Source organism: Rhodanobacteraceae bacterium (genome assembly GCA_024234055.1).
GTDB lineage: Bacteria > Pseudomonadota > Gammaproteobacteria > Xanthomonadales > SZUA-5 > JADKFD01.
In genome coordinates this window covers 425,928-443,881 of the sequence record JACKOW010000001.1, presented here as the reverse complement: position 1 = coordinate 443,881, position 17,954 = coordinate 425,928, and the positions used below count along the sequence as shown (strand labels likewise).

General features: G+C 63.0%; 16 protein-coding genes and 1 pseudogene. 4 read left to right on the top strand and 13 right to left on the bottom strand.

Annotated elements, in window-relative coordinates:
- Nucleotides 1-39 precede the first annotated feature (39 nt).
- From H7A19_01840 to H7A19_01825, 4 genes are read right to left on the bottom strand one after another with little or no spacing between them, the layout of a single operon-like run.
- On the bottom strand, nt 40-570 hold the full coding sequence (locus H7A19_01840; GenBank protein MCP5473563.1) for a pilus assembly protein PilP: 531 nt from the start codon (nt 568-570) through the stop codon (nt 40-42).
- Between the two features lie 2 nt (nt 571-572).
- The gene (gene pilO, locus H7A19_01835) at nt 573-1,214 is read right to left on the bottom strand and encodes a type 4a pilus biogenesis protein PilO (protein ID MCP5473562.1); all 642 of its coding nucleotides are present in this window, start codon (nt 1,212-1,214) and stop codon (nt 573-575) included.
- Nucleotides 1,211-1,813 carry a PilN domain-containing protein gene (locus H7A19_01830; protein MCP5473561.1) on the bottom strand — a complete coding sequence of 201 codons (603 nt, stop codon included), beginning with the start codon at nt 1,811-1,813 and terminating at the stop codon, nt 1,211-1,213. Before H7A19_01830 ends, pilO begins: the two co-directional genes overlap by 4 nt.
- Nucleotides 1,813-2,871 (bottom strand): pilus assembly protein PilM, encoded by a 1,059-nt coding sequence (locus tag H7A19_01825; GenBank protein MCP5473560.1) that lies wholly within the window; start codon nt 2,869-2,871, stop codon nt 1,813-1,815. The genes H7A19_01830 and H7A19_01825 overlap by 1 nt, the downstream gene beginning before the upstream one ends.
- 205 nt (nt 2,872-3,076) lie before the next feature.
- Here H7A19_01825 and H7A19_01820 point away from each other — a divergent pair, with 205 nt between their 5' ends.
- Nucleotides 3,077-5,521, top strand: a complete 2,445-nt coding sequence (locus tag H7A19_01820; protein ID MCP5473559.1) for a penicillin-binding protein 1A — start codon at nt 3,077-3,079, stop codon at nt 5,519-5,521.
- Between the two features lie 236 nt (nt 5,522-5,757).
- Nucleotides 5,758-6,192, top strand: coding sequence for a hypothetical protein (locus H7A19_01815; GenBank protein ID MCP5473558.1), 435 nt, complete (start codon nt 5,758-5,760; stop codon nt 6,190-6,192).
- Between the two features lie 118 nt (nt 6,193-6,310).
- Here the strand turns inward: H7A19_01815 and H7A19_01810 are convergent, their stop codons facing one another.
- The 8 genes and pseudogenes from H7A19_01810 to H7A19_01775 form a co-directional block, all read right to left on the bottom strand.
- Nucleotides 6,311-7,603, bottom strand: a complete 1,293-nt coding sequence (locus H7A19_01810) for a citrate synthase (GenBank protein ID MCP5473557.1) — start codon at nt 7,601-7,603, stop codon at nt 6,311-6,313.
- Between the two features lie 301 nt (nt 7,604-7,904).
- Nucleotides 7,905-8,150: a type B 50S ribosomal protein L31 gene (locus H7A19_01805; protein MCP5473556.1), complete on the bottom strand. Its 246-nt coding sequence runs from the start codon at nt 8,148-8,150 to the stop codon at nt 7,905-7,907.
- Nucleotides 8,151-8,218: 68 nt separating this feature from the next.
- Nucleotides 8,219-9,142 carry a nucleoside hydrolase gene (locus H7A19_01800; GenBank protein ID MCP5473555.1) on the bottom strand — a complete coding sequence of 308 codons (924 nt, stop codon included), beginning with the start codon at nt 9,140-9,142 and terminating at the stop codon, nt 8,219-8,221.
- A gap of 232 nt (nt 9,143-9,374) precedes the next feature.
- The gene (recG, locus tag H7A19_01795) at nt 9,375-11,462 is read right to left on the bottom strand and encodes an ATP-dependent DNA helicase RecG (GenBank protein ID MCP5473554.1); all 2,088 of its coding nucleotides are present in this window, start codon (nt 11,460-11,462) and stop codon (nt 9,375-9,377) included.
- Nucleotides 11,463-11,486: 24 nt separating this feature from the next.
- On the bottom strand, nt 11,487-11,873 hold the full coding sequence (locus H7A19_01790) for a RidA family protein (protein ID MCP5473553.1): 387 nt from the start codon (nt 11,871-11,873) through the stop codon (nt 11,487-11,489).
- Nucleotides 11,874-11,889: 16 nt separating this feature from the next.
- Nucleotides 11,890-13,989: a bifunctional (p)ppGpp synthetase/guanosine-3',5'-bis(diphosphate) 3'-pyrophosphohydrolase gene (locus tag H7A19_01785; GenBank protein ID MCP5473552.1), complete on the bottom strand. Its 2,100-nt coding sequence runs from the start codon at nt 13,987-13,989 to the stop codon at nt 11,890-11,892.
- Between the two features lie 96 nt (nt 13,990-14,085).
- Nucleotides 14,086-14,379: a DNA-directed RNA polymerase subunit omega gene (gene rpoZ, locus H7A19_01780; protein MCP5473551.1), complete on the bottom strand. Its 294-nt coding sequence runs from the start codon at nt 14,377-14,379 to the stop codon at nt 14,086-14,088.
- 264 nt (nt 14,380-14,643) lie between these two features.
- Nucleotides 14,644-15,081 (bottom strand): annotated as a pseudogene (locus tag H7A19_01775) (hypothetical protein).
- Between the two features lie 253 nt (nt 15,082-15,334).
- On the opposite strand from H7A19_01775, the gene H7A19_01770 reads away from it, so the two are divergent.
- Nucleotides 15,335-16,105 carry a dienelactone hydrolase family protein gene (locus H7A19_01770; protein MCP5473550.1) on the top strand — a complete coding sequence of 257 codons (771 nt, stop codon included), beginning with the start codon at nt 15,335-15,337 and terminating at the stop codon, nt 16,103-16,105.
- Between the two features lie 6 nt (nt 16,106-16,111).
- On the opposite strand, the gene H7A19_01765 is transcribed toward H7A19_01770, so the two are convergent.
- Nucleotides 16,112-16,588: an Lrp/AsnC family transcriptional regulator gene (locus H7A19_01765; protein MCP5473549.1), complete on the bottom strand. Its 477-nt coding sequence runs from the start codon at nt 16,586-16,588 to the stop codon at nt 16,112-16,114.
- An 85-nt stretch (nt 16,589-16,673) separates the two neighbouring features.
- Here H7A19_01765 and H7A19_01760 point away from each other — a divergent pair, with 85 nt between their 5' ends.
- Complete coding sequence (locus H7A19_01760) at nt 16,674-17,870, top strand: aminotransferase class I/II-fold pyridoxal phosphate-dependent enzyme (GenBank protein ID MCP5473548.1); 1,197 nt, start codon at nt 16,674-16,676, stop codon at nt 17,868-17,870.
- The last annotated feature ends 84 nt before the right edge of the window (nt 17,871-17,954 follow it).

Below are 17,954 nucleotides of genomic sequence, written 5' to 3'. Positions count from 1 at the left end.
GAGGCTCTTCTCATTCATGTCGTCAACCCCCAAAAGGCATCATTCATCATCAAGCGCAATCGCGGAACGGCGCTCTTCCCATCCCCCGAGTCCGTTCGGAAACAGCTCGACCAGTTCAATTCGGTCCTCGTATACACCGACGATCTTTCCATCATTTTGGCCCAAATAGTTGCTCGGTTTGACGCGGTGTACCACGCCGGACGGATCTTTGATCAATCCGAAGATATTGTCGCCGGCGCCCATCGTGCCCACCATATCCAGGCTATCGAGGGGAAATGATTCCAGCTCATCCTTGCGCCGGCCGCGGTCCGGACGAGGTCCGCTGCCTGCAGCGACTGCATCGGGCTCGTCCCGACGATCGGCGCTGACCCGCGTGAACGGATCGCGCATGCCCTGTGCTGCGTATTCGAAGGATTCGAATTCCTGCATCTTAGGCAATGGCGGCAAGGGCTTGCCTGGCCTCTGCTTGACCGATGCGATATACGACTCCAACTCATCGCGACTGTCAGCGCACCCGCCGATCATGACTACAACGGCGCAGATTCCCAGAATAAGAGGAGTACGATTCATGTTCACCTCCGACCGCTTGCTGACTGGGATATCGACTGCTCATCGTCATCAAGGTACCGGTATGTCTTGACCGTGCCCTCGAGAATGAGCTGACCCGCCGGGGCATTGGCGTCGCGCGTGTTCTGCTTCAGCGAAATATCGTGCATGGTTAGAATCACGACCCGCGGCAATGAGGCTACCCCGCTGACGAATTCCCCGAACTGATGGTAGGAACCCACCATTCGCAGGGAAATCGGCTTTTCGGCGTAGAAGTCCTTCGAAATTTCGGGCTGCGGTTCGAACAACTCGTTGGCGATACCCGATGCCAGCGCGGTCTGCGAGATGTCCACCAGCAGATCGGGCATTTCGGTCTTGCCCGGCAGCTGTCGCAGCATCTGCTGCAGAACCAGTTCTATCTGTTGCAATTGCTCGCGGTAAGCCTGCAGGTTGGCGGCCCGCTCCTGCTTGTGCTCGAAGTCCTGGCGCAGTTCGCGTTCTTTTGCCACGAGCCCGTCGAATTCTTCGTGCCGCGGGTTGAAGTACAGGTACCACCCCAGACCACAGATCAGGAGGAACAGGATGCCGGCGAATACAGCCTGCACCGTGACTGGGGAAGACCCCAGATTGTTGATGTCAGCTTTGCGGAGATCGTCAAATAGGCTCATCGCTGCAGACCTCCGACAGCCGTGGTCATCGGCATTTCGGCACCGTCGTCCTTCTTGTTCGGATCTTCCAGGTTCACCTTCAAGGAGAAGACGTAGGGCACATTCTTGTCATCACCGCGGGCTTCGATCTTGATGATCTCGGACTCCTTCAGCCAGGCCGAGGCATCAAGGTTTCGCATATACGCCGACACCCGGGCGTTCGACTGCGCGACACCCTCCAGCGTCAACGTGGCCCCACTCTGCTTGATGGAGCTCAGCTGGACGCCGTCGGGCAGCGTGCGCACCAGTTCATCAAACAGGTGAACCATCTGCGAGCGTGTTGCCTGCAATTGCTCGATGATTTCCTTGCGCGCGATCAGCCGATCCCTTTGCCGGTCGAGCTCTTCGATTTCCTTGATCTGCGCATCCAGCGCCGTGATTTCCCGGGTCAGGATCTCGTTGCGCTCGGTCTGTGCATCAACCTGAGTGCCAATGAACCAGAGCGCGGCAAGGACGGTAAGCACCGCGGCAACGGCGGCAACGCCCAGCAACACATAGAATTCCTGCTGGCGTTGCTTTCGGCGCTCTTCGCGCCAGGGGAGTAGGTTGATTCTGGCCATTAGTCGAAGCTCCTCAACGCCAGACCGCAGACGATCATCAGCGCCGGTGCATCGGCAGCCAAGGACGAGGCCTGAATCTTTGACGAGACAGCCATGTTGGCTACCGGCGACGCGATCAGGGTCGGAACCCCAAGTTGCTCTTCCACCAGTTCCTGGACACCGTTGATCGAGGCGCAGCCACCGGCGAGGATGATTTGATCGACGCGATTGAACTCGCTACCGGCGAAGAAGAACTGGAGCAGTCGACTGACCTGCTGAACCATGGCCTCCTTGAAGGGCTCGAGCACCTCGATCTCGTAGCTCTCGGGCAAGCCGCCCTGACGCTTGGCAAGCCCGGCCTCCTCGTAGGACAGCCCGTAACGGCGCATGACCTCGTCGGTCAGCTGCTTGCCGCCGAAAACCTGCTCGCGGGTATAAATGGAGCGCTGATTCCGGAGCACATTGAGCGCCGTCATTGTGGCGCCGACGTCAACGATCGCTACCAGCCCGTCACGCCCGGCCGGCATCTGGTCGGCGACCAACTGGTAGGCGTTCTCCATGGCGAAGGCTTCGACGTCGACGATCTTGGCGCTGAGCCCTCCCATTTCCAGGGCAGCGACGCGCAAGTCGACGTTTTCAGTTCGAGACGCCGACAGCAGGACGTTGACGCTTTCAGGATTGTCCTTGACCGGACCGAGTACCTCGAAGTCCAGACTGACTTCCTCGATCGGATAGGGAATGTACTGGTTGGCCTCGACCTGGATCTGATCTTCCAGATCCTCCTCGGTCAGGTCAGCCGGCATCTGGATCACCTTGGTGATGACCGATGAGCCTGCGACGGCGGCTGCCGCGAACTTGGTCTTGAGACCTGATCGCTGAACAGCGCGCTTGATCGCCTCGCCCACCGCCTCGACCTCGACGATGTTCTTTTCGACCACTGCGTTGGGCGGCAGAGGTTCCACCGCGTAATGTTCCACACGGTATCGCCCCCCAGATTGACTGAGTTGCAACAGCTTGACGGCCGTCGAACTAATGTCGACTCCTACCAGCGGCGGTGTCTTCGGAGTGAACAGACCCACGGATTTTTCCCCTTCCGACGAGCCCTTACGAGCTATACGTGTGCTTCTACATTAAATCCCAAAGTCAAATGCTTGGCAACATGAACTTTGCCGGAACGCTCACACTATTGAACACGCGTTCTGAACGATCATTTCCGCGCCCGACATCGGGGACGACGGGTGCCTTAGAATCTGCGCCCCCGAGTAGAGCTGGACACCGCGCCGAATGAAACGTTGGAAACGCCTGTTGCGCTGGCTGCTGGTGTTGTCGCTGGCCGGGGCGCTGCTCGCCGCACTGGCCATCTACCTGGTCTATCGGCACTACGAACCTGAACTGCCTGAAGTCGCCACACTACGCGATGTACGCTTCCAGGTGCCGCTGAAGATCTATTCCCGGGACGGCAAGCTGATCGCGAATTTCGGCGAAGCACGGCGATTTCCGAGCACGATCGAAGAAGTTCCGGAGGTGCTGAAGCAGGCGTTCATCGCCACCGAAGACGAGCGCTTCTATCAGCATCCGGGCGTCGACTATCAGGGCATGGCCCGCGTTGGCTGGGAATTCGTGCGCGCGGGCGGCGAGTTCGGCTCCGGCGGCAGCACCATCACGATGCAGTTGGCGCGCAACTTCTTTCTCTCGCCGGAACGCAAGCTCGAGCGCAAGTTGAAGGAGATTCTGCTGGCGCTGAAGATCGAGCGCGAACTCAGCAAGGATGAAATTCTCGGCCTGTATCTCAACAAGATCTTCCTCGGCAACCGCGCTTACGGCGTTGCCGCGGCGGCACAGGTGTACTACGGCAAGACTCTGTCAGAACTGACTTTGCCGGAAGCCGCCATGATTGCCGGACTGCCCAAGGCACCTTCCGACCTCAATCCGATACAGAACCCCCAGCGCGCGCTGGAAAGGCGCGACTACGTGCTCTCACGCATGCAGGAGGTGGGGTTCATTGATGCGGCCAGTTATGCGCAGGCAGTCGCGACGCCTGAAATCGCCCGCATCCATGAGTTGCCGATCGAACTCGAAGCCCCTTATGTGGCCGAGATGGCGCGCATCGAGACCGAGCGCATGCTGGGCACGGAAGAAGCGGTGACGGGCGGCTATTCGGTGTACACCAGCATCGACTCGGGCCTCCAGAACGCGGCCAACGAGGCCCTTCGCGGGGCCTTGATCGATTACGAGGAGCGCCATGGCTATCGCGGCCCCGAAGCACACATCGCCCTTGAGGCCGGGACAGCGGATGAGGCGGCACTGCGGATACTCAAATCCGCGTCGCCCGTGGGTGGCCTGGAGCCAGCTCTGGTCACGGAGCTGGGCGCAGAGTCCGCGACGCTGCTGATGAAGGACGGAAGTACACAAACGCTGGAACTGAAGGAAGCACAGTGGGCCAGGCGCTATCTGAGCCCGGACTCGCGCGGAGCAACACCCAAGGCGCTGACCGAGGTACTCAAGGTAGGCGATCTGATCCGGGCCCGCCAGACAGAGACCGGCAGCTGGCGACTCGCACAGATTCCGGCGGTCCAGGGCGCGCTGGTGGCGCTGGATCCGGAAAACGGCGCCATTCGCAGTCTGGTCGGGGGGTACAGCTTCAGCCGCAGCAAGTTCAATCGGGCCACGCAGAGCGAGCGCAACCCGGGATCGAGCTTCAAGCCGTTCGTGTACTCGTCAGCCTTCGAGAAGGGCTTCACCGCCGCCTCGATCGTCAATGACGCGCCGATCGTCTTTGACATCCCTGGCGTCGAGAAGGCCTGGCGCCCTCAGAATGACAACGAGACCTTCAGTGGCCCGATACGCCTGCGCGAGGCCATGGTGCGTTCGAAGAATCTGGTCTCGATCCGACTGCTGGATGCCATCGGCGTGCCCTTTGCGCGCCGTTACATCCAGCGTTTCGGCTTCTCGCCCAAGCAACTGCCGGAGAATCTGTCGCTGGCGCTGGGCACCGCATCGGCGCCGCCACTGACGATGGCCCGTGGCTACGCGGTATTTGCCAACGGCGGCTATCTGGTCGACACCTACCTGATTGATCACATCGTCGACAGCCGGGGAAACACCACCTACACCGCCAATCCGACCGTGGTTTGCGGGGCCTGCCCAGAGCGACTGGCCCAGGAATTTGCGCTCGATCTGCCGACCGAAACCAGTGAAACCGAGGCCGATGCGGGTCCAGACGAGAGCACGCCGCCCAACGGCCCCAACCTGGCGCCGCGAGTCATCGATGCTCGCAATGCCTATCTGATCACCTCCTTGATGATGGACGTGATCAAGCGCGGCACCGGCCGCAAGGCCATGGAACTGGGCCGCAGCGACCTGGCTGGCAAGACCGGCACCACCAACGAGCACCGGGATGCCTGGTTCTCGGGCTTCAACCAGAGCCTGGTCGCTACCGCCTGGATGGGCTTCGACGATTTCAGCACGCTCGGCAACGGCGAGTTTGCGTCCAAGACCGCGCTGCCCATGTGGATCCGCTTCATGGGCGCAGCCTTGAAGGACACCCCGCAAACATTGCCACAGATGCCAACCGGCATCACCACGGCGCGAATCAACAGCGGCACCGGGCGTCTGACCTCGGCCTCCGATCCCGAGGCAATCATGGAGATCTTCCGCGTCGAGGATCTGGATCAGATCGGCCGCGGTAATGCCAGCACCGGCCGCCAGGATCCCTATGAGGTCTTCTAGCCCGCATTTTTCACACCTGTTGCGGAAGATCGCGCAGGGCTTTGCACCGAGGGCAAGGCGCGAGGAGAAGGAATGGTTGTTCCATTGCGACGACGAGCAACGCAGCCATCGGTGCAAAGAACCAGCGAGGGCCGCAAAGCGGGCGGATGCAGGCGTACACCCTGCGATTGCCGCAAGCGATGAATCGAACGCACGCCACAAAGAACTCTGGGCATCTGCACGCGCAGGTGTGAGAAATGCGGGCTAGTCCGGCGCACGAAGCCGGGCGGGGACTGCTTGCCGGGCAATTGCAGACAGCACTTGAGGCGATGCAGATGCTGGCTCGCTTCGAGCCGCGCCTGACCGGCCCACTGGCGGAGTGGACAGCAGACCCCCGGCTACCCATCGTGCTTCACGTGCAGGCCGATCACTCCGACGATGTGCACATGTATCTGGACGAGCAGCAGATTCCCACGCGCTCAATGGAAACGCGCTTGCACATTCCGCGCAGCGCCAGCCAAAACCTGCCAGGACTGGGCTTCATCGCCGGCGCCCAGGAGATCCTGGTCTGGATCTTCACCCCCGCTCAGTTTCGGCAGCGCCTGAGGGTGGGGAGCGAAAGCGCGCCCTCACAGCGACTCAATCTGCAGAGCGTGCGCAAACAGCTGGAATCGCTGCAACAGCAGGCCTGATTCGACGGATTGCGGATGCAGGCGCCAGCGGTGCCGACAGTCGTCAAGGAATCGCCGTCGATCGCGGGAGCGCGGCAGCCCGATACAGCACCGGACTGCCGTCGTCCCAGGGCGAAGCTCAGCCGCGCTGGCTCAGCGGCACGTAGTCGCGGGCCGTCGGGCCGACATAGATCTGCCGCGGCCGACCGATCTTGACGTCACCACCCTGGTTCTGTTCCAGCCAATGTGCAATCCAGCCGGCGGTGCGGGCGATGGCAAACATGACCGTGAACATCTCCACCGGGATGTTGAGCGCCTTGTAGATGATGCCCGAGTAGAAATCGACGTTCGGGTACAGCTTGCGCTCGATGAAGTAATCGTCCTTGAGCGCGACGTCTTCCAGCGCCATCGCCACTTCCAGCAGCGGATCGTGAATGCCCAGCTCGTTGAGCACCTGGTAGCACATCTCGCGAATGATCTTGGCGCGCGGGTCGAAATTCTTGTAAACGCGATGGCCGAAGCCCATCAGGCGGAAGGAATCATTCTTGTCCTTCGCGCGCAGCACGGCCTTGGCGACGTTCTTCTTGTCGCCGATCTCATGCAGCTGCTTGAGCACGGCCTCGTTGGCGCCGCCATGCGCCGGCCCCCAGAGCGCGGCAATGCCCGCGGCGATGCAGGCAATCGGATTGGCTCCGGTAGAACCGACCAGACGCACCGTCGAGGTCGACGCGTTCTGCTCGTGATCGGCGTGCAGGATGAACAGCAGATCCAGCGCCTTGGCAGCAATCGGATTCACCTGGTAGGGCTCGGCCGGTACGCCGAACATCATGTCCAGGAAGCGCGCGGTGTAGTCCAGATTGTTCTTCGGATAGACATAGGGCTGACCGACTGAGTGCTTGTAGCAGGCTGCGGCCAGCGTCGGCAGCTTCGCGATCAGGCGGATCGCCGTGATCATGCGGTGAGCCGGATTCTCCGGATCCAGCGAGTCGTGGTAGAAGGCCGCCAGTGATCCGGCAATTCCCACCATCATCGCCATCGGGTGGGCGTTATAGTGGAAGCCGTTCATGAACAGCTTCAGCGATTCATGAATCATCGTGTGCTGGGTCACATGGTGCACGAACTCGCTGTGCTCGGCCGGATTCGGCAACTCGCCATGGATCAGCAGATAGGCCACCTCCAGAAAGCTGGACTGTTGCGCCAGCTGCTCGATCGGATAGCCGCGATACAGCAGGATGCCCTGATCGCCATCGATGTAGGTAATGGCGCTCTTGGTTGAACAAGTCGAGACGAAGCCCGGATCGAAGGTGAACAGGCCCAGATCCTTGTTGAGCTTGGCAATATCGATGGCCGGATCACCCAGGACACCCTCCACCAGCGGCATTTCAGCGGTCTTGCCGGTGCGCGAGTCGGTAAAAGCAACGGTATTGGACATAGGGCTACTCCAAGGATGGGTCGACATCCCTGCCGCAGCAGGCGGCGATGGCGGACATCGAGGACTGGGTCTGACGCAAGACTAATCTAAACAGCGTCGACACGGCGTACCAGACACGAACGCTGCGCCGATCACGGCAATCTTCGGGCGGACACTGCAGGGCAAATTATGGCACAGCGTCTCGCTGATCCCTTGACCCTGACTCGGCCGTCAACAAGCGTGACATCCAGCCTTTGCCGGCAACGAAAAAACCCCCGGCACCGCAAGGCACCAGGGGTTTGAATTCGACGAAGAACCCGGCTTACTTCTGGCCGTAGCGCTTGCGGAACTTGTCGACGCGGCCGCCGGTGTCGATGGCCTTGTGCTTGCCCGTGTAGAACGGGTGCGACTGACTCGACACGTCGACCTTGATCAAGGGATATTCCTTGCCATCGGTCCAGGTGATGGTTTCCTTCGAGCCCTTGGTCGAGCGCGTCAGAAAGGCGAAGTCGGTGGTCACGTCCTGGAACACGACATCGAAATATTTCGGGTGGATATCTGGCTTCATGGCTACGCCTCTCCTGGCGGCACAAAATGCAGCGAGCCCAGAACAATAGCATGGCTTGCACAGTGGAATCAAAGCACTTTCTGCATCGCGGCATGGAATGCCGCCACATCCACGGCCTTGGCAATGGCCACGGGGGGACCCGTGAACTCACCCAGCCCATGCCAGTCGACGACGGTCTGGCCGCGCGTAGGCCCCTGGGCCAGCGCGATTTCCACCGGCGCACGGCGCCATTCGGTAACCGCCGTCGGCGAGATCGCCACCAGTGCCGCCAGCGGATCGGCCCAGGACCAGCGCTCGTAGCCATTGCCATGCACAAAGGCGGCAGTGCTGCGGGTAATGCTCTGCAGCCATTGGGCAGTACTGCTGCGTCGAGCCAGCCAGGCATCGACCTCGGTGCTGAGTGGCGCGGCAGCCATGGTCAGTTCCCAGTCCACCAGTTCCATGCCCGGCCATCGCGCAAAGACCATGGCCGCAGCCTCGGGATCGAAGCCAATATTGAATTCAGCACTGGGCACGCGGGTATTGCCGAAGGCACCGATGGCGCCGCCCATGACCACCAGTCGCCGGCAGCGCGAGGGCAACTGCGGGTCCAGCGCGCAAGCCAGCGCCAGATTGGTCAATGGGCCCAGCGCCAGCACGTTGAGCTGGCCGACATGCTGCCTTGAGGCCTCGATCAAGGCGAGCGCCGCCGGCAGCGCCTCGGCGGTGGCGACGGCGGGCGCAAGCCGGGCATCGCCAAAACCGTCACTGCCGTGGACGAAACCGGCATCGGGCAATCCACCGATCAGTGGCCGGGCAGCGCCGGAATACACCGGCACTGCATAGGGTGCCCGATCCACCACCCGCAGCGCATTGGCCAATGTGTGCGTGAGGCCGACGTTGCCACCGACGACGCTGATGCCGGGCACTTTGATGTGGTCGCAGCCCATCATCATCAGCAAGGCCCAGGCGTCATCGACGCCCGGATCGGTATCCACCCACCAGTGTTCCATCAGCGCTTACCTCTCTCCCAGAATGCCGCGAATCATGACATTGAAGTGACACAACAAGAGGGGGCAGGGGGCAGGGGACGAGGCTCGCGTCGCTGTCAGGCCGCGAAGCGAAGCTCGATCTCTTTCGCTTCGATGATTCAAGTCCCGCAGATTGCCAGCGTCTGCATCACGCTGAGGACATGCGGCACGGTTGGTCCCCTGCCCCTGCCTCCAGCTCTGCCTTCACCCACCCTCAGGCCTTGGCATAGCGTGCGGCTGCGCCCACCCAGCGCCGCACCAGTTGTTCCGCAGCTGCCGTGTCGCGACTGAGCAAGGTGTCGGCAAGCTGTCGCGCGCGGTCGAGCAAACCGGCGTCGCGCTGCAGATCAGCCACTTTGAACAGCGCCTCACCGGTCTGCCGGGTACCCAGGACTTCACCGGGGCCGCGCAGTTCCAGATCACGTTCGGCAATGACGAAGCCGTCGGTACTGTCGCGCAACACCGCCAGTCGCTGCCGGGCAGTGTCCGACAGCGGTGGTTGGTAGAGCAACACGCAACTCGATTCCAGCGAACCGCGCCCCACCCGCCCCCGCAACTGGTGCAGCTGCGCCAGGCCCAGACGTTCCGGATTTTCGATGATCATCAGGCTGGCCTTGGGCACATCGACGCCCACTTCGATGACGGTGGTCGCCACCAGCAGATCGATGTTGCCGGCGGCGAAGGCCTGCATCACCGCGGCGCGATCGACCGCCTTGAGCCGTCCGTGCACCAGTCCCACGCGCAGCTGCGGCAGTGCTGCGGTCAGGTCGGCGGCGGTCTTCTCTGCGGCTTCAGCCTCGACCTCGTCGGACTCCTCGATCAGCGTACACACCCAGTAGGCCTGGCGCCCGGCCGCACAGGCATCGGCGATACGCTGGGTCACTTCGTCACGTCGCAATCGGCTCACGGCCACCGTCTGGATCGGCTTGCGCCCCGGCGGCATCTGATCGATCACCGAGACATCCAGATCGGCAAACTGGGTCATCGCCAGCGTCCGTGGTATCGGCGTGGCGGTCATCACCAGTTGGTGCGGACGCAACTCGCCGACCCGTCCTTTCTGCGCCAGCGCCAGCCGCTGGTCGACGCCGAATCGATGCTGTTCGTCGATGATCGCCAAACCGAGCGCCTGGAACTGTACCGACTCCTGCATCAGTGCATGGGTTCCCACCGCCCAGGGAGCGCCCTCGGCAATGGCCGTCAGCGCGGCCTCGCGGGCCTTGCCCTTGACCCGTGAGCTGAGCCAGACGCCGGACAGCCCGAGCGGCGCGAACCAGCGCTCGAAGCTGCGTCGGTGCTGTTCGGCGAGCAACTCGGTGGGCGCCATCACCGCGGCCTGCAAGCCGCTCTCGATCGCCGCCAGCGCCGCCAGCGCCGAAACGATGGTCTTGCCGGAGCCCACATCGCCCTGCAGCAGCCGCAACATCGGCGCGCTGCGGGCGAGATCGGCATCGATCTCGGCCAGCACTCTCTGCTGAGCTGAGGTGAGCGCAAAAGGCAGATCGGCCAACAGCCGCTGTCGCAAGCGACCCGAGGTACGCAACACCGGCGAACGCTCGCTGCGCACGCGCGCACGCACGAGACGCATGCTCAGATGGTGTGCCAGCAGTTCCTCGAAAGCGAGGCGCTGGCGCGCCGGGTGCGGCCCGTTGGCGATGGCCTCCACTTCGGCGCGATCGCGGGGCCGGTGCAGCGTGCGCACGGCAACGCTCAACGGCGGCCAGTCGCCGGGCAAGAGCTTGGCCAGCGGGCCATCAGCATCTTCCGGCAGCAGCTCCAAGGCACGCTCGATGGCTCGCTGCAGACGCACATGCCCCAAGCCTTCGGCCTTGGGGTACACCGGGCGCATGGCGCCCTCGACGGCGATGGTCTCGTCGGCGCCCAGTATCCGGTATTTGGGGTGCACTACTTCCAGCGAGTAGTTGCCGGCGCGCGGCTCGCCGTAGACCAGCAGACGAGTGCCGGTCTTCATCTGCTCGGCCTGGGCCTGCTTGAAATGGAAGAAGCGAAGCACGATCCGGCCGGTGCCATCGGCGAGGGCAACCAGCAGCATGCGCCGGCGCCGGACACTGATCTCGGCGTGCTCGACCGTACCACTGAACTGCGCTGCCAATCCGGGTCGCAGGGTGCCGATGGCGTGGACCTCGGTTCGGTCCTCGAAACGCAGGGGGAAATGGAACCATAGATCGCCCAGCGTCAGGAATCCGGCACTCTGCAGATCCGCCAGGAGCGACTTGCCCAAGCTGCCGAGTACGGACAGCGGCTGGGCCGCACGCAGCGCAAAGGCATCCTCCGGGAGCTGCAGAGTGGCGCTGGCGGGCGCCGCCACTCAGGGCAGCTCGAGAATCGCGTCCATTTCGACGCGGGCTCCACGCGGCAACTCGCGCACGCCAATGGCAGCGCGCGCCGGGAACGGTTCGTTGAAATACTTGCCCATGATCTCGTTGATCACCGGAAAGCAGCCCATGTCGGTCAGGAACACATTCAACTTGACCACGTCCTTGAGGCCGCCACCGGCCGCTTCGGCGACCGCCCGCAGGTTGCGGAAAACGCGATGCACTTCGGACTCGATGTCGGCGTTGTCCATCTGCATGGTCGCCGGATCCAGCGGAATCTGGCCCGAGAGATAAACTGTCTGGCCCACACGCACGGCCTGGGAATAAGTGCCGATCGCCTGCGGTGCCAGATCGGTGCGGATGATGCTGCGTTCTCTCATGGGACCAGGCTCTCGGTCAGATCTGTTGACGGTGGACCACCAGCACCACATCGGCGCGACGCACGCGCTTCATCACTTCGGCCAGATGCTCGCGATGACGCACCTCGATGGTGAACAGCAAGGACGCACTGTGGGCATCGCGATCCAAGTATTCCACGTTCTCGATGTTGGAATTGGCGTCGGCGATTGCCGCGGCCACCGTGGCCAGCACGCCGGGCCGGTTGGCGACATCAATACGCAGCTGCACGCGATAGTCGCCGGTTACTTCCGGCTCCCAGTCCACGCGGACCACACGCTCGGGCTGCTTGCGCATCTCGACCACGTTCGGACAGGTGGTCTGGTGCACCACCAACCCCTTGCCGGCACTGAGAAATCCGATAATCGGATCGCCCGGTATCGGCATGCAGCACTGGCCGAAGGTGAGCACTCCGCGCTCGCTGCCGGAGATACGCACGACATCATCGCGCTGCGACTCGCCCGGAAGTGCGTCGCCACGCCAGAGTTGCCGCGCCACCAGTGCCGGCATCCGCGCGCCCAGGGCAATGTCGGCCAACAACTCCTCCAGCCGACGCATGCGATTCTCTTCCAGATAGGCGTGCAGCAGGTCGTCCGGAACGGCGTCCAGGTTGCCGCCCAGTTCCGCCAGCGCCCGACCCAACATGCGATGTCCCAGCGACACCGCATCCTCGTGCTGCAGCTGCTTCAGATAATGACGGATCGAGGTGCGGGCCTTGCTGGTGACCACAAACTCCAGCCACTGCGGCTGCGGTGCCGCGCTGGCGGCGGTGACGATCTCCACCGTCTGACCGCTGAGCAGACGCGTGCGCAGCGGCCGCAACTGGCGGTCGATACGCGCAGCAACGGCATGGTCACCGACATTGGTGTGCACGGCATAGGCAAAGTCGATGGCACAGGCGTTGCGCGGCAGCGCCAGGATCTTGCCCTTGGGCGTGAACAGATAGACCTCATCGGGAAACAGGTCGACCTTGACGTTCTCCAGAAACTCGATCGAGCTACCCGCCTGACGCTGGGTGTCGACCAGTCCCTGCAGCCACTCGCGGGCACGCATCTGGGCATTGTTGGCGGGACTGGAGTCAGACTTGTAGATCCAGTGCGCCGCCACGCCGCGCTCGGCAACGATATCCATGTCCTCGGTGCGGATCTGGACCTCGATCGGCGCACCGCCGGGCCCGAACAGCACGGTATGCAAGGACTGGTAGCCGTTGGCCTTGGGAATGGCGATGTAGTCCTTGAACCGATTTTCCAGCGGCTTGTACAGGCCGTGCGCCGTACCCAGCACCTGGTAGCACTGCGACACATTGGCCACGATCACGCGCACGCCATAGACGTCGACGACCTCGGCAAAGCTCTTGTGATCGCCACGCATCTTGCGATAGATGCTGTAGGGAGACTTGATCCGGCTGACGATGCGCGCCGGCATCCCGTCTTCCTTGAGACGCTGCGCCAGGGCAGATTCGATCTTGCTCATGATTTCCCGGCGATTGCCGATCATCGCCTTGATACGGGCAGCAATCACCGCATGACGACGCGGGTACAGAGACTTGAATCCCAGTTCCTGCAACTCGCTCTTGAGCTTGTTCATGCCCAGTCGCTGGGCAATCGGCGCGTACACATCGAGGGTTTCGCGGGCGACGCGACGACGCCCCTCGTCGCTCATCGAATCGAGCGTGCGCATATTGTGCAGCCGGTCAGCCAGCTTGATCAGGATCACCCGCAGATCGCGGGCCATGGCCAGCAACATCTTGCGGAAGCTTTCCGCCGTGGCTGCCTCGCGCGAGGCGAACTGCACCTTGTCGAGCTTGGTGACGCCATCGACCAGATCGGCCACGGTTTCGCCGAACTCCGCCACCAGCGCATCCTTGGTGACCTGGGTATCCTCGATGGTGTCGTGCAGGATGCCGGCCATCAAGGTCTCGGCATCCAGGTGCATCTCGGCAAGAATGCGCGCCACCGCCACCGGATGGGTGATGTAGGGCTCGCCGCTCTTGCGATTCTGGCCGCGATGAGCGTGTTCGCCAATGGCAAAGGCCTTCTCGACCTGCCGTACCTGCTCAGCGCTCAGATAGGTCTGCAGCAGCTGCCGCAGTTCCAGCATGAAATGCGGCAGCAAGTCCTGCTGCGCGGAGGCAGCAGCAAGCGGGGCAGAGGGCGCTTCGGTGCTCACGCGTCTCAACCCCGCCCGTGTCTTCGATCAAAGATCGTCGTCGCCCTTGCCCAGACCATCGTCGAGTTCGGCAGCAGCCCATTCCATGGCCTGACGTTCGGCCGCCTCGCGCTCGCGCTTCTCGACATCGGCCAGCAACTGATTGGTCACCTGCCCGGTCGCAATCTCGCGCAGGGCAATGACGGTGGGCTTGTCATCGTCTTCGGGCACCAGAGTGTCGGCACCGCGGGCCACCTGACGGGCACGCTTGCTGGCCATCAGCACCAGTTCGAATCGGTTGTCGACTACCTTGAGGCAGTCCTGGACGGTAATGCGGGCCATGGTGAGCTCCTGAGCCGGTCAAATGCGGGTTAATCGCCGATTGTATCCCGAGCGGGCCGAGTCACCAAACAATGTCTGCGACTCGGCAAGCTTGCAGTCAGCCCCGGCAGTCGGCCAGATCCATCAATGCTTCGACGTGGGTGCATCGATGACGATGGCGCCGGGGAAGACATCGGCCGCGCGATCCTGGCGAATCCGTCCGCGTGACTCGCACCAGGCGTAAGCGAGGGCGGGATCCAGGCGGCCCTCTGCGCTGGCCAGCCGACGCAACTCGAACAGCACCCGCACCAATTCGGCAAAGGCCTGTGCCAGTTGCTCGAACAATCGATTGAGCCCGTCGCTGGCCACGGCGCCCAGATGCCGATAGGCATCGCTGCCGATGTCCTGAAAATAGCTCAGCGACACTCGGCGACGTTCGGCCTGTTCCGGGTACAGCCCGGCAATCAGCAAACAGCCGTCACCCACGTCACGCAGACCGTGTTCGCGTCGACGCCCGCTGGAGAGCAGGGTTTCCAGCCATTCCAGGGCCATGGTGCGACCGGCAAGGCGCCCATCGGCCTGGTGCCGGATCAAGGTAAACACCAGATAACTTTCAAGATCATCGCCCAACTGTCGAGACGCCCGCGCCTCTGCGTCCTTCACCAGACCCTGCCACAAGGCTGTGGCCGTGCCTTCAGCAACGATAGTCTCTCGAGTTTCCATCCGACCTCCTGCAGTGACCGGTGCTGATGCAGGCGCCCACGGACCGGCAGTCGGCCCGCCCAGCGCGTTACCGCAGCAGCGTTGGCAAAGGAGGTCGCCACGAGGGCGTTGGGTCAGAGTTTCGCAATCCGGAGGCATGCAGGTCAACGCCCCCCGACCGGATGGATTCACGCGCCCGATCTTCACGGAGTCCAGCGAGGCAACTGATAATCTGGCGACTGCTCGCACACTGGAGTTCGCCATGCGCTGGTCTATGCCATTGATTGCTGCCGCCTGCCTGGTTTCAAGCTCGGCGTCGGCCGCGCTGACCGACACGCCGCTGTCCTTCACTCTCGACGGCACCGAGTTCGCAGGGACGCTGGTACACGATGATGCGCAGCCGGCGAAGCGCTCGATCCTGATGGTGCCTAACTGGATGGGCATCAACGAGGCCAATATGGCTCAGGCGCATCTCATCGCCGAACGCGGTTACACGGTCTATGTGGTAGACATGTATGGCAAGGACATCCGCCCGGCGAATGGTGGCGAAGCCGGCAAGGCCGCTGGCGCCGTCAAGGGCGATCTGGACCTGATGCACCGGCGCATCACGACGGCACTGAAGACGCTGATCGAGCAGGACTCGGCGCCGATCGATCGCGATCGGATCGGCGCCATCGGCTTCTGCTTCGGCGGCACCGTGGTACTGGAACTGGCGCGCATCGGCACGCCGCTGGCGGGTGTGGTCTCATTCCACGGTGGCCTGGCGACAACGGCCCCGACCCAGCCCGGCACACTGAAGACCAAGGTGCTGGTCCTGCACGGTGCCGACGATCCCTACGTACCTGCAGACGAAGTGAGTGCCTTTGAAGCCGAAATGCGCGCCGCCAAGGCCGACTGGCAGTTGGTCAAATTCGGCAACTCGGTGCATTCCTTCACCGACCCCGACGCCAATGCAACCGGTCAGGCCCAGTACAACCCCGACAGCGCCCGCCGCGCCTATCTGATGATGGACAATTTCTTCGCCGAGACCATGGGCGCACCCTGATGCGCGCTACTCCGGCCGCACATAGACCGGCACGTCCGGATTGCGCCGGAACTCGAAGATCAGATGGGTCTCGATGTGCGCCACTTCTTCGCGCTGGGTGAATGCCGCCAGCAGAAACCCGCGCAGGTGGGCGCTGTCGCGCACGGCGACGTGCACCAGGAAGTCGTCAGCGCCGGCGACGTGATAGAAGGCCAGGACTTCGGTCAGGCCAAGCAGATGATCATGGAAAGCATCGACCATCTCGCGTGAATGCCGGGCCAGGCGCACCGCCACCATGGCCTGCAGGGCGATGCCCAGGGCCTCGGCATCGAGCTCGGCGTGAAAGCCCTGGATGACCCCGGTTTCGCGCAAACGGCGCACGCGCTCCAGCGCCGTCGACGGCGCCACGCCAACGGCCTCGGCCAGATCCTTGTTGCTCAGCCGAGCATGCTTCCGCAGAAGCCGCACCAATTCGATATCGATTCGGTCCAGATCGATCTTCATGGCTTTTCTCCGAATGATCGTCGGCGGTCCCGCCAGGCGCACGCCCAAAGTCTACGCTAGTGACTGGAAATGCAAATCGGGAGGGATGGTCATGAAACAGCGCATCGCCACACAAGTGGTACATGCCGGTCGCGAGGACCTCTGTTCGCTCGGCGTACACGTGACCCCCATTGATCTGTCCAGCACCTATCCCACGCCGGATCCGGATGCGGCCGCCGCCAGCCTGGAAGCCTTCGTCGGTGGAGCCGAGAATGCCGTCAATCCGGTCTACGCCCGCCTGCACAATCCCACCGTTGCGCGCTTCGAACGGGCGCTGGCTACCCTGGAAGGAGCGCAGCAAGCGGTGGCCTTCGGCTCCGGCATGGCCGCGCTGACGGGCGTGCTGCTGGCGCTTGGGGATCAGGGGCGGCATGTGGTGGCGGTGCGTCCCTTGTACGGCGGCACCGACCATCTGCTGGCCACCGGCCTGCTCGGCACCGAGGTCAGCTTTGTCGATGCCGACGCGGTGGGCGCGGCGATCCGGCCGGACACGGCCCTGGTGATGATCGAGACGCCCGCCAATCCGACCGTGGAACTGGTCGATATCGAGGCGATCGTTCGGCAGGCAGGTTCGGTGCCGGTATTGGTCGACTCGACCTTTGCCACACCCATCCTGCAGCGCCCGCTGGACCATGGTGCCGCCATGGTGCTGCACAGCGCCACCAAGTTCCTGGGCGGCCATGGTGATGTGGTCGCAGGCGTAGTCGCCTGCGGTGCCGAATTCGCAGGAAAACTGCGCCAGGTACGCATCCTGACCGGCGCCATCCTGCACCCGCTGGCGGCTTTTCTCCTGCTGCGCGGTCTATCTACGCTGCGCCTGAGGGTGCTGGCGGCCCAGGAAAATGCCCAGCAACTGGCATTGCGCCTTTCACGCCATCCGCAGATCGCCAAGGTGCACTACCCGGGCATGGGCGGCCAGCGGCAGAACGCCATCCTCAATCGGCAGATGGCGGGGCCGGGCTCGGTGCTGGCCTTCGAGATGCACTCGGGCGCCGAGGCCGATCGCATGCTGCGGTCGCTGCAACTGATCACGCCGGCCGTCAGCCTGGGGTCGGTCGACTCCCTGATCCAGCGCCCGGCCGCCCTGACCCATCGCATCGTCGATGCGCAGGCGCGCGCTGAGCATGGCATCAGCGATGGTCTGCTGAGGATGTCCGTGGGTATCGAGGATGCCGAAGACCTGTGGTCCGATCTGGCGCAGGCACTGGAGGCGGGCCGAGCGCCGATGGCGGAGGCCGCCTGAACACGCGGTTTTCCTAACTTGTCCGGGCGCTCTGCGTCCGACCTGGAGCATCAACAGCGTCCGGACCTGCGAAAGCGGCGACTG

What these genes read in the sequence shown, in the direction of transcription:
- H7A19_01840 (MCP5473563.1), bottom strand. Translation starts at nt 570, where the DNA reads ATGAATCGTACTCCTCTTATTCTGGGAATCTGCGCCGTTGTAGTCATG.
- pilO (MCP5473562.1), bottom strand. Translation starts at nt 1,214, where the DNA reads ATGAGCCTATTTGACGATCTCCGCAAAGCTGACATCAACAATCTGGGG.
- H7A19_01830 (MCP5473561.1), bottom strand. Translation starts at nt 1,813, where the DNA reads ATGGCCAGAATCAACCTACTCCCCTGGCGCGAAGAGCGCCGAAAGCAA.
- H7A19_01820 (MCP5473559.1), top strand. Translation starts at nt 3,077, where the DNA reads ATGAAACGTTGGAAACGCCTGTTGCGCTGGCTGCTGGTGTTGTCGCTG.
- H7A19_01815 (MCP5473558.1), top strand. Translation starts at nt 5,758, where the DNA reads ATGCGGGCTAGTCCGGCGCACGAAGCCGGGCGGGGACTGCTTGCCGGG.
- H7A19_01810 (MCP5473557.1), bottom strand. Translation starts at nt 7,603, where the DNA reads ATGTCCAATACCGTTGCTTTTACCGACTCGCGCACCGGCAAGACCGCT.
- H7A19_01805 (MCP5473556.1), bottom strand. Translation starts at nt 8,150, where the DNA reads ATGAAGCCAGATATCCACCCGAAATATTTCGATGTCGTGTTCCAGGAC.
- H7A19_01800 (MCP5473555.1), bottom strand. Translation starts at nt 9,142, where the DNA reads ATGGAACACTGGTGGGTGGATACCGATCCGGGCGTCGATGACGCCTGG.
- H7A19_01790 (MCP5473553.1), bottom strand. Translation starts at nt 11,873, where the DNA reads ATGAGAGAACGCAGCATCATCCGCACCGATCTGGCACCGCAGGCGATC.
- H7A19_01785 (MCP5473552.1), bottom strand. Translation starts at nt 13,989, where the DNA reads ATGCTGGAACTGCGGCAGCTGCTGCAGACCTATCTGAGCGCTGAGCAG.
- rpoZ (MCP5473551.1), bottom strand. Translation starts at nt 14,379, where the DNA reads ATGGCCCGCATTACCGTCCAGGACTGCCTCAAGGTAGTCGACAACCGA.
- H7A19_01770 (MCP5473550.1), top strand. Translation starts at nt 15,335, where the DNA reads ATGCCATTGATTGCTGCCGCCTGCCTGGTTTCAAGCTCGGCGTCGGCC.
- H7A19_01765 (MCP5473549.1), bottom strand. Translation starts at nt 16,588, where the DNA reads ATGAAGATCGATCTGGACCGAATCGATATCGAATTGGTGCGGCTTCTG.
- H7A19_01760 (MCP5473548.1), top strand. Translation starts at nt 16,674, where the DNA reads ATGGTCATGAAACAGCGCATCGCCACACAAGTGGTACATGCCGGTCGC.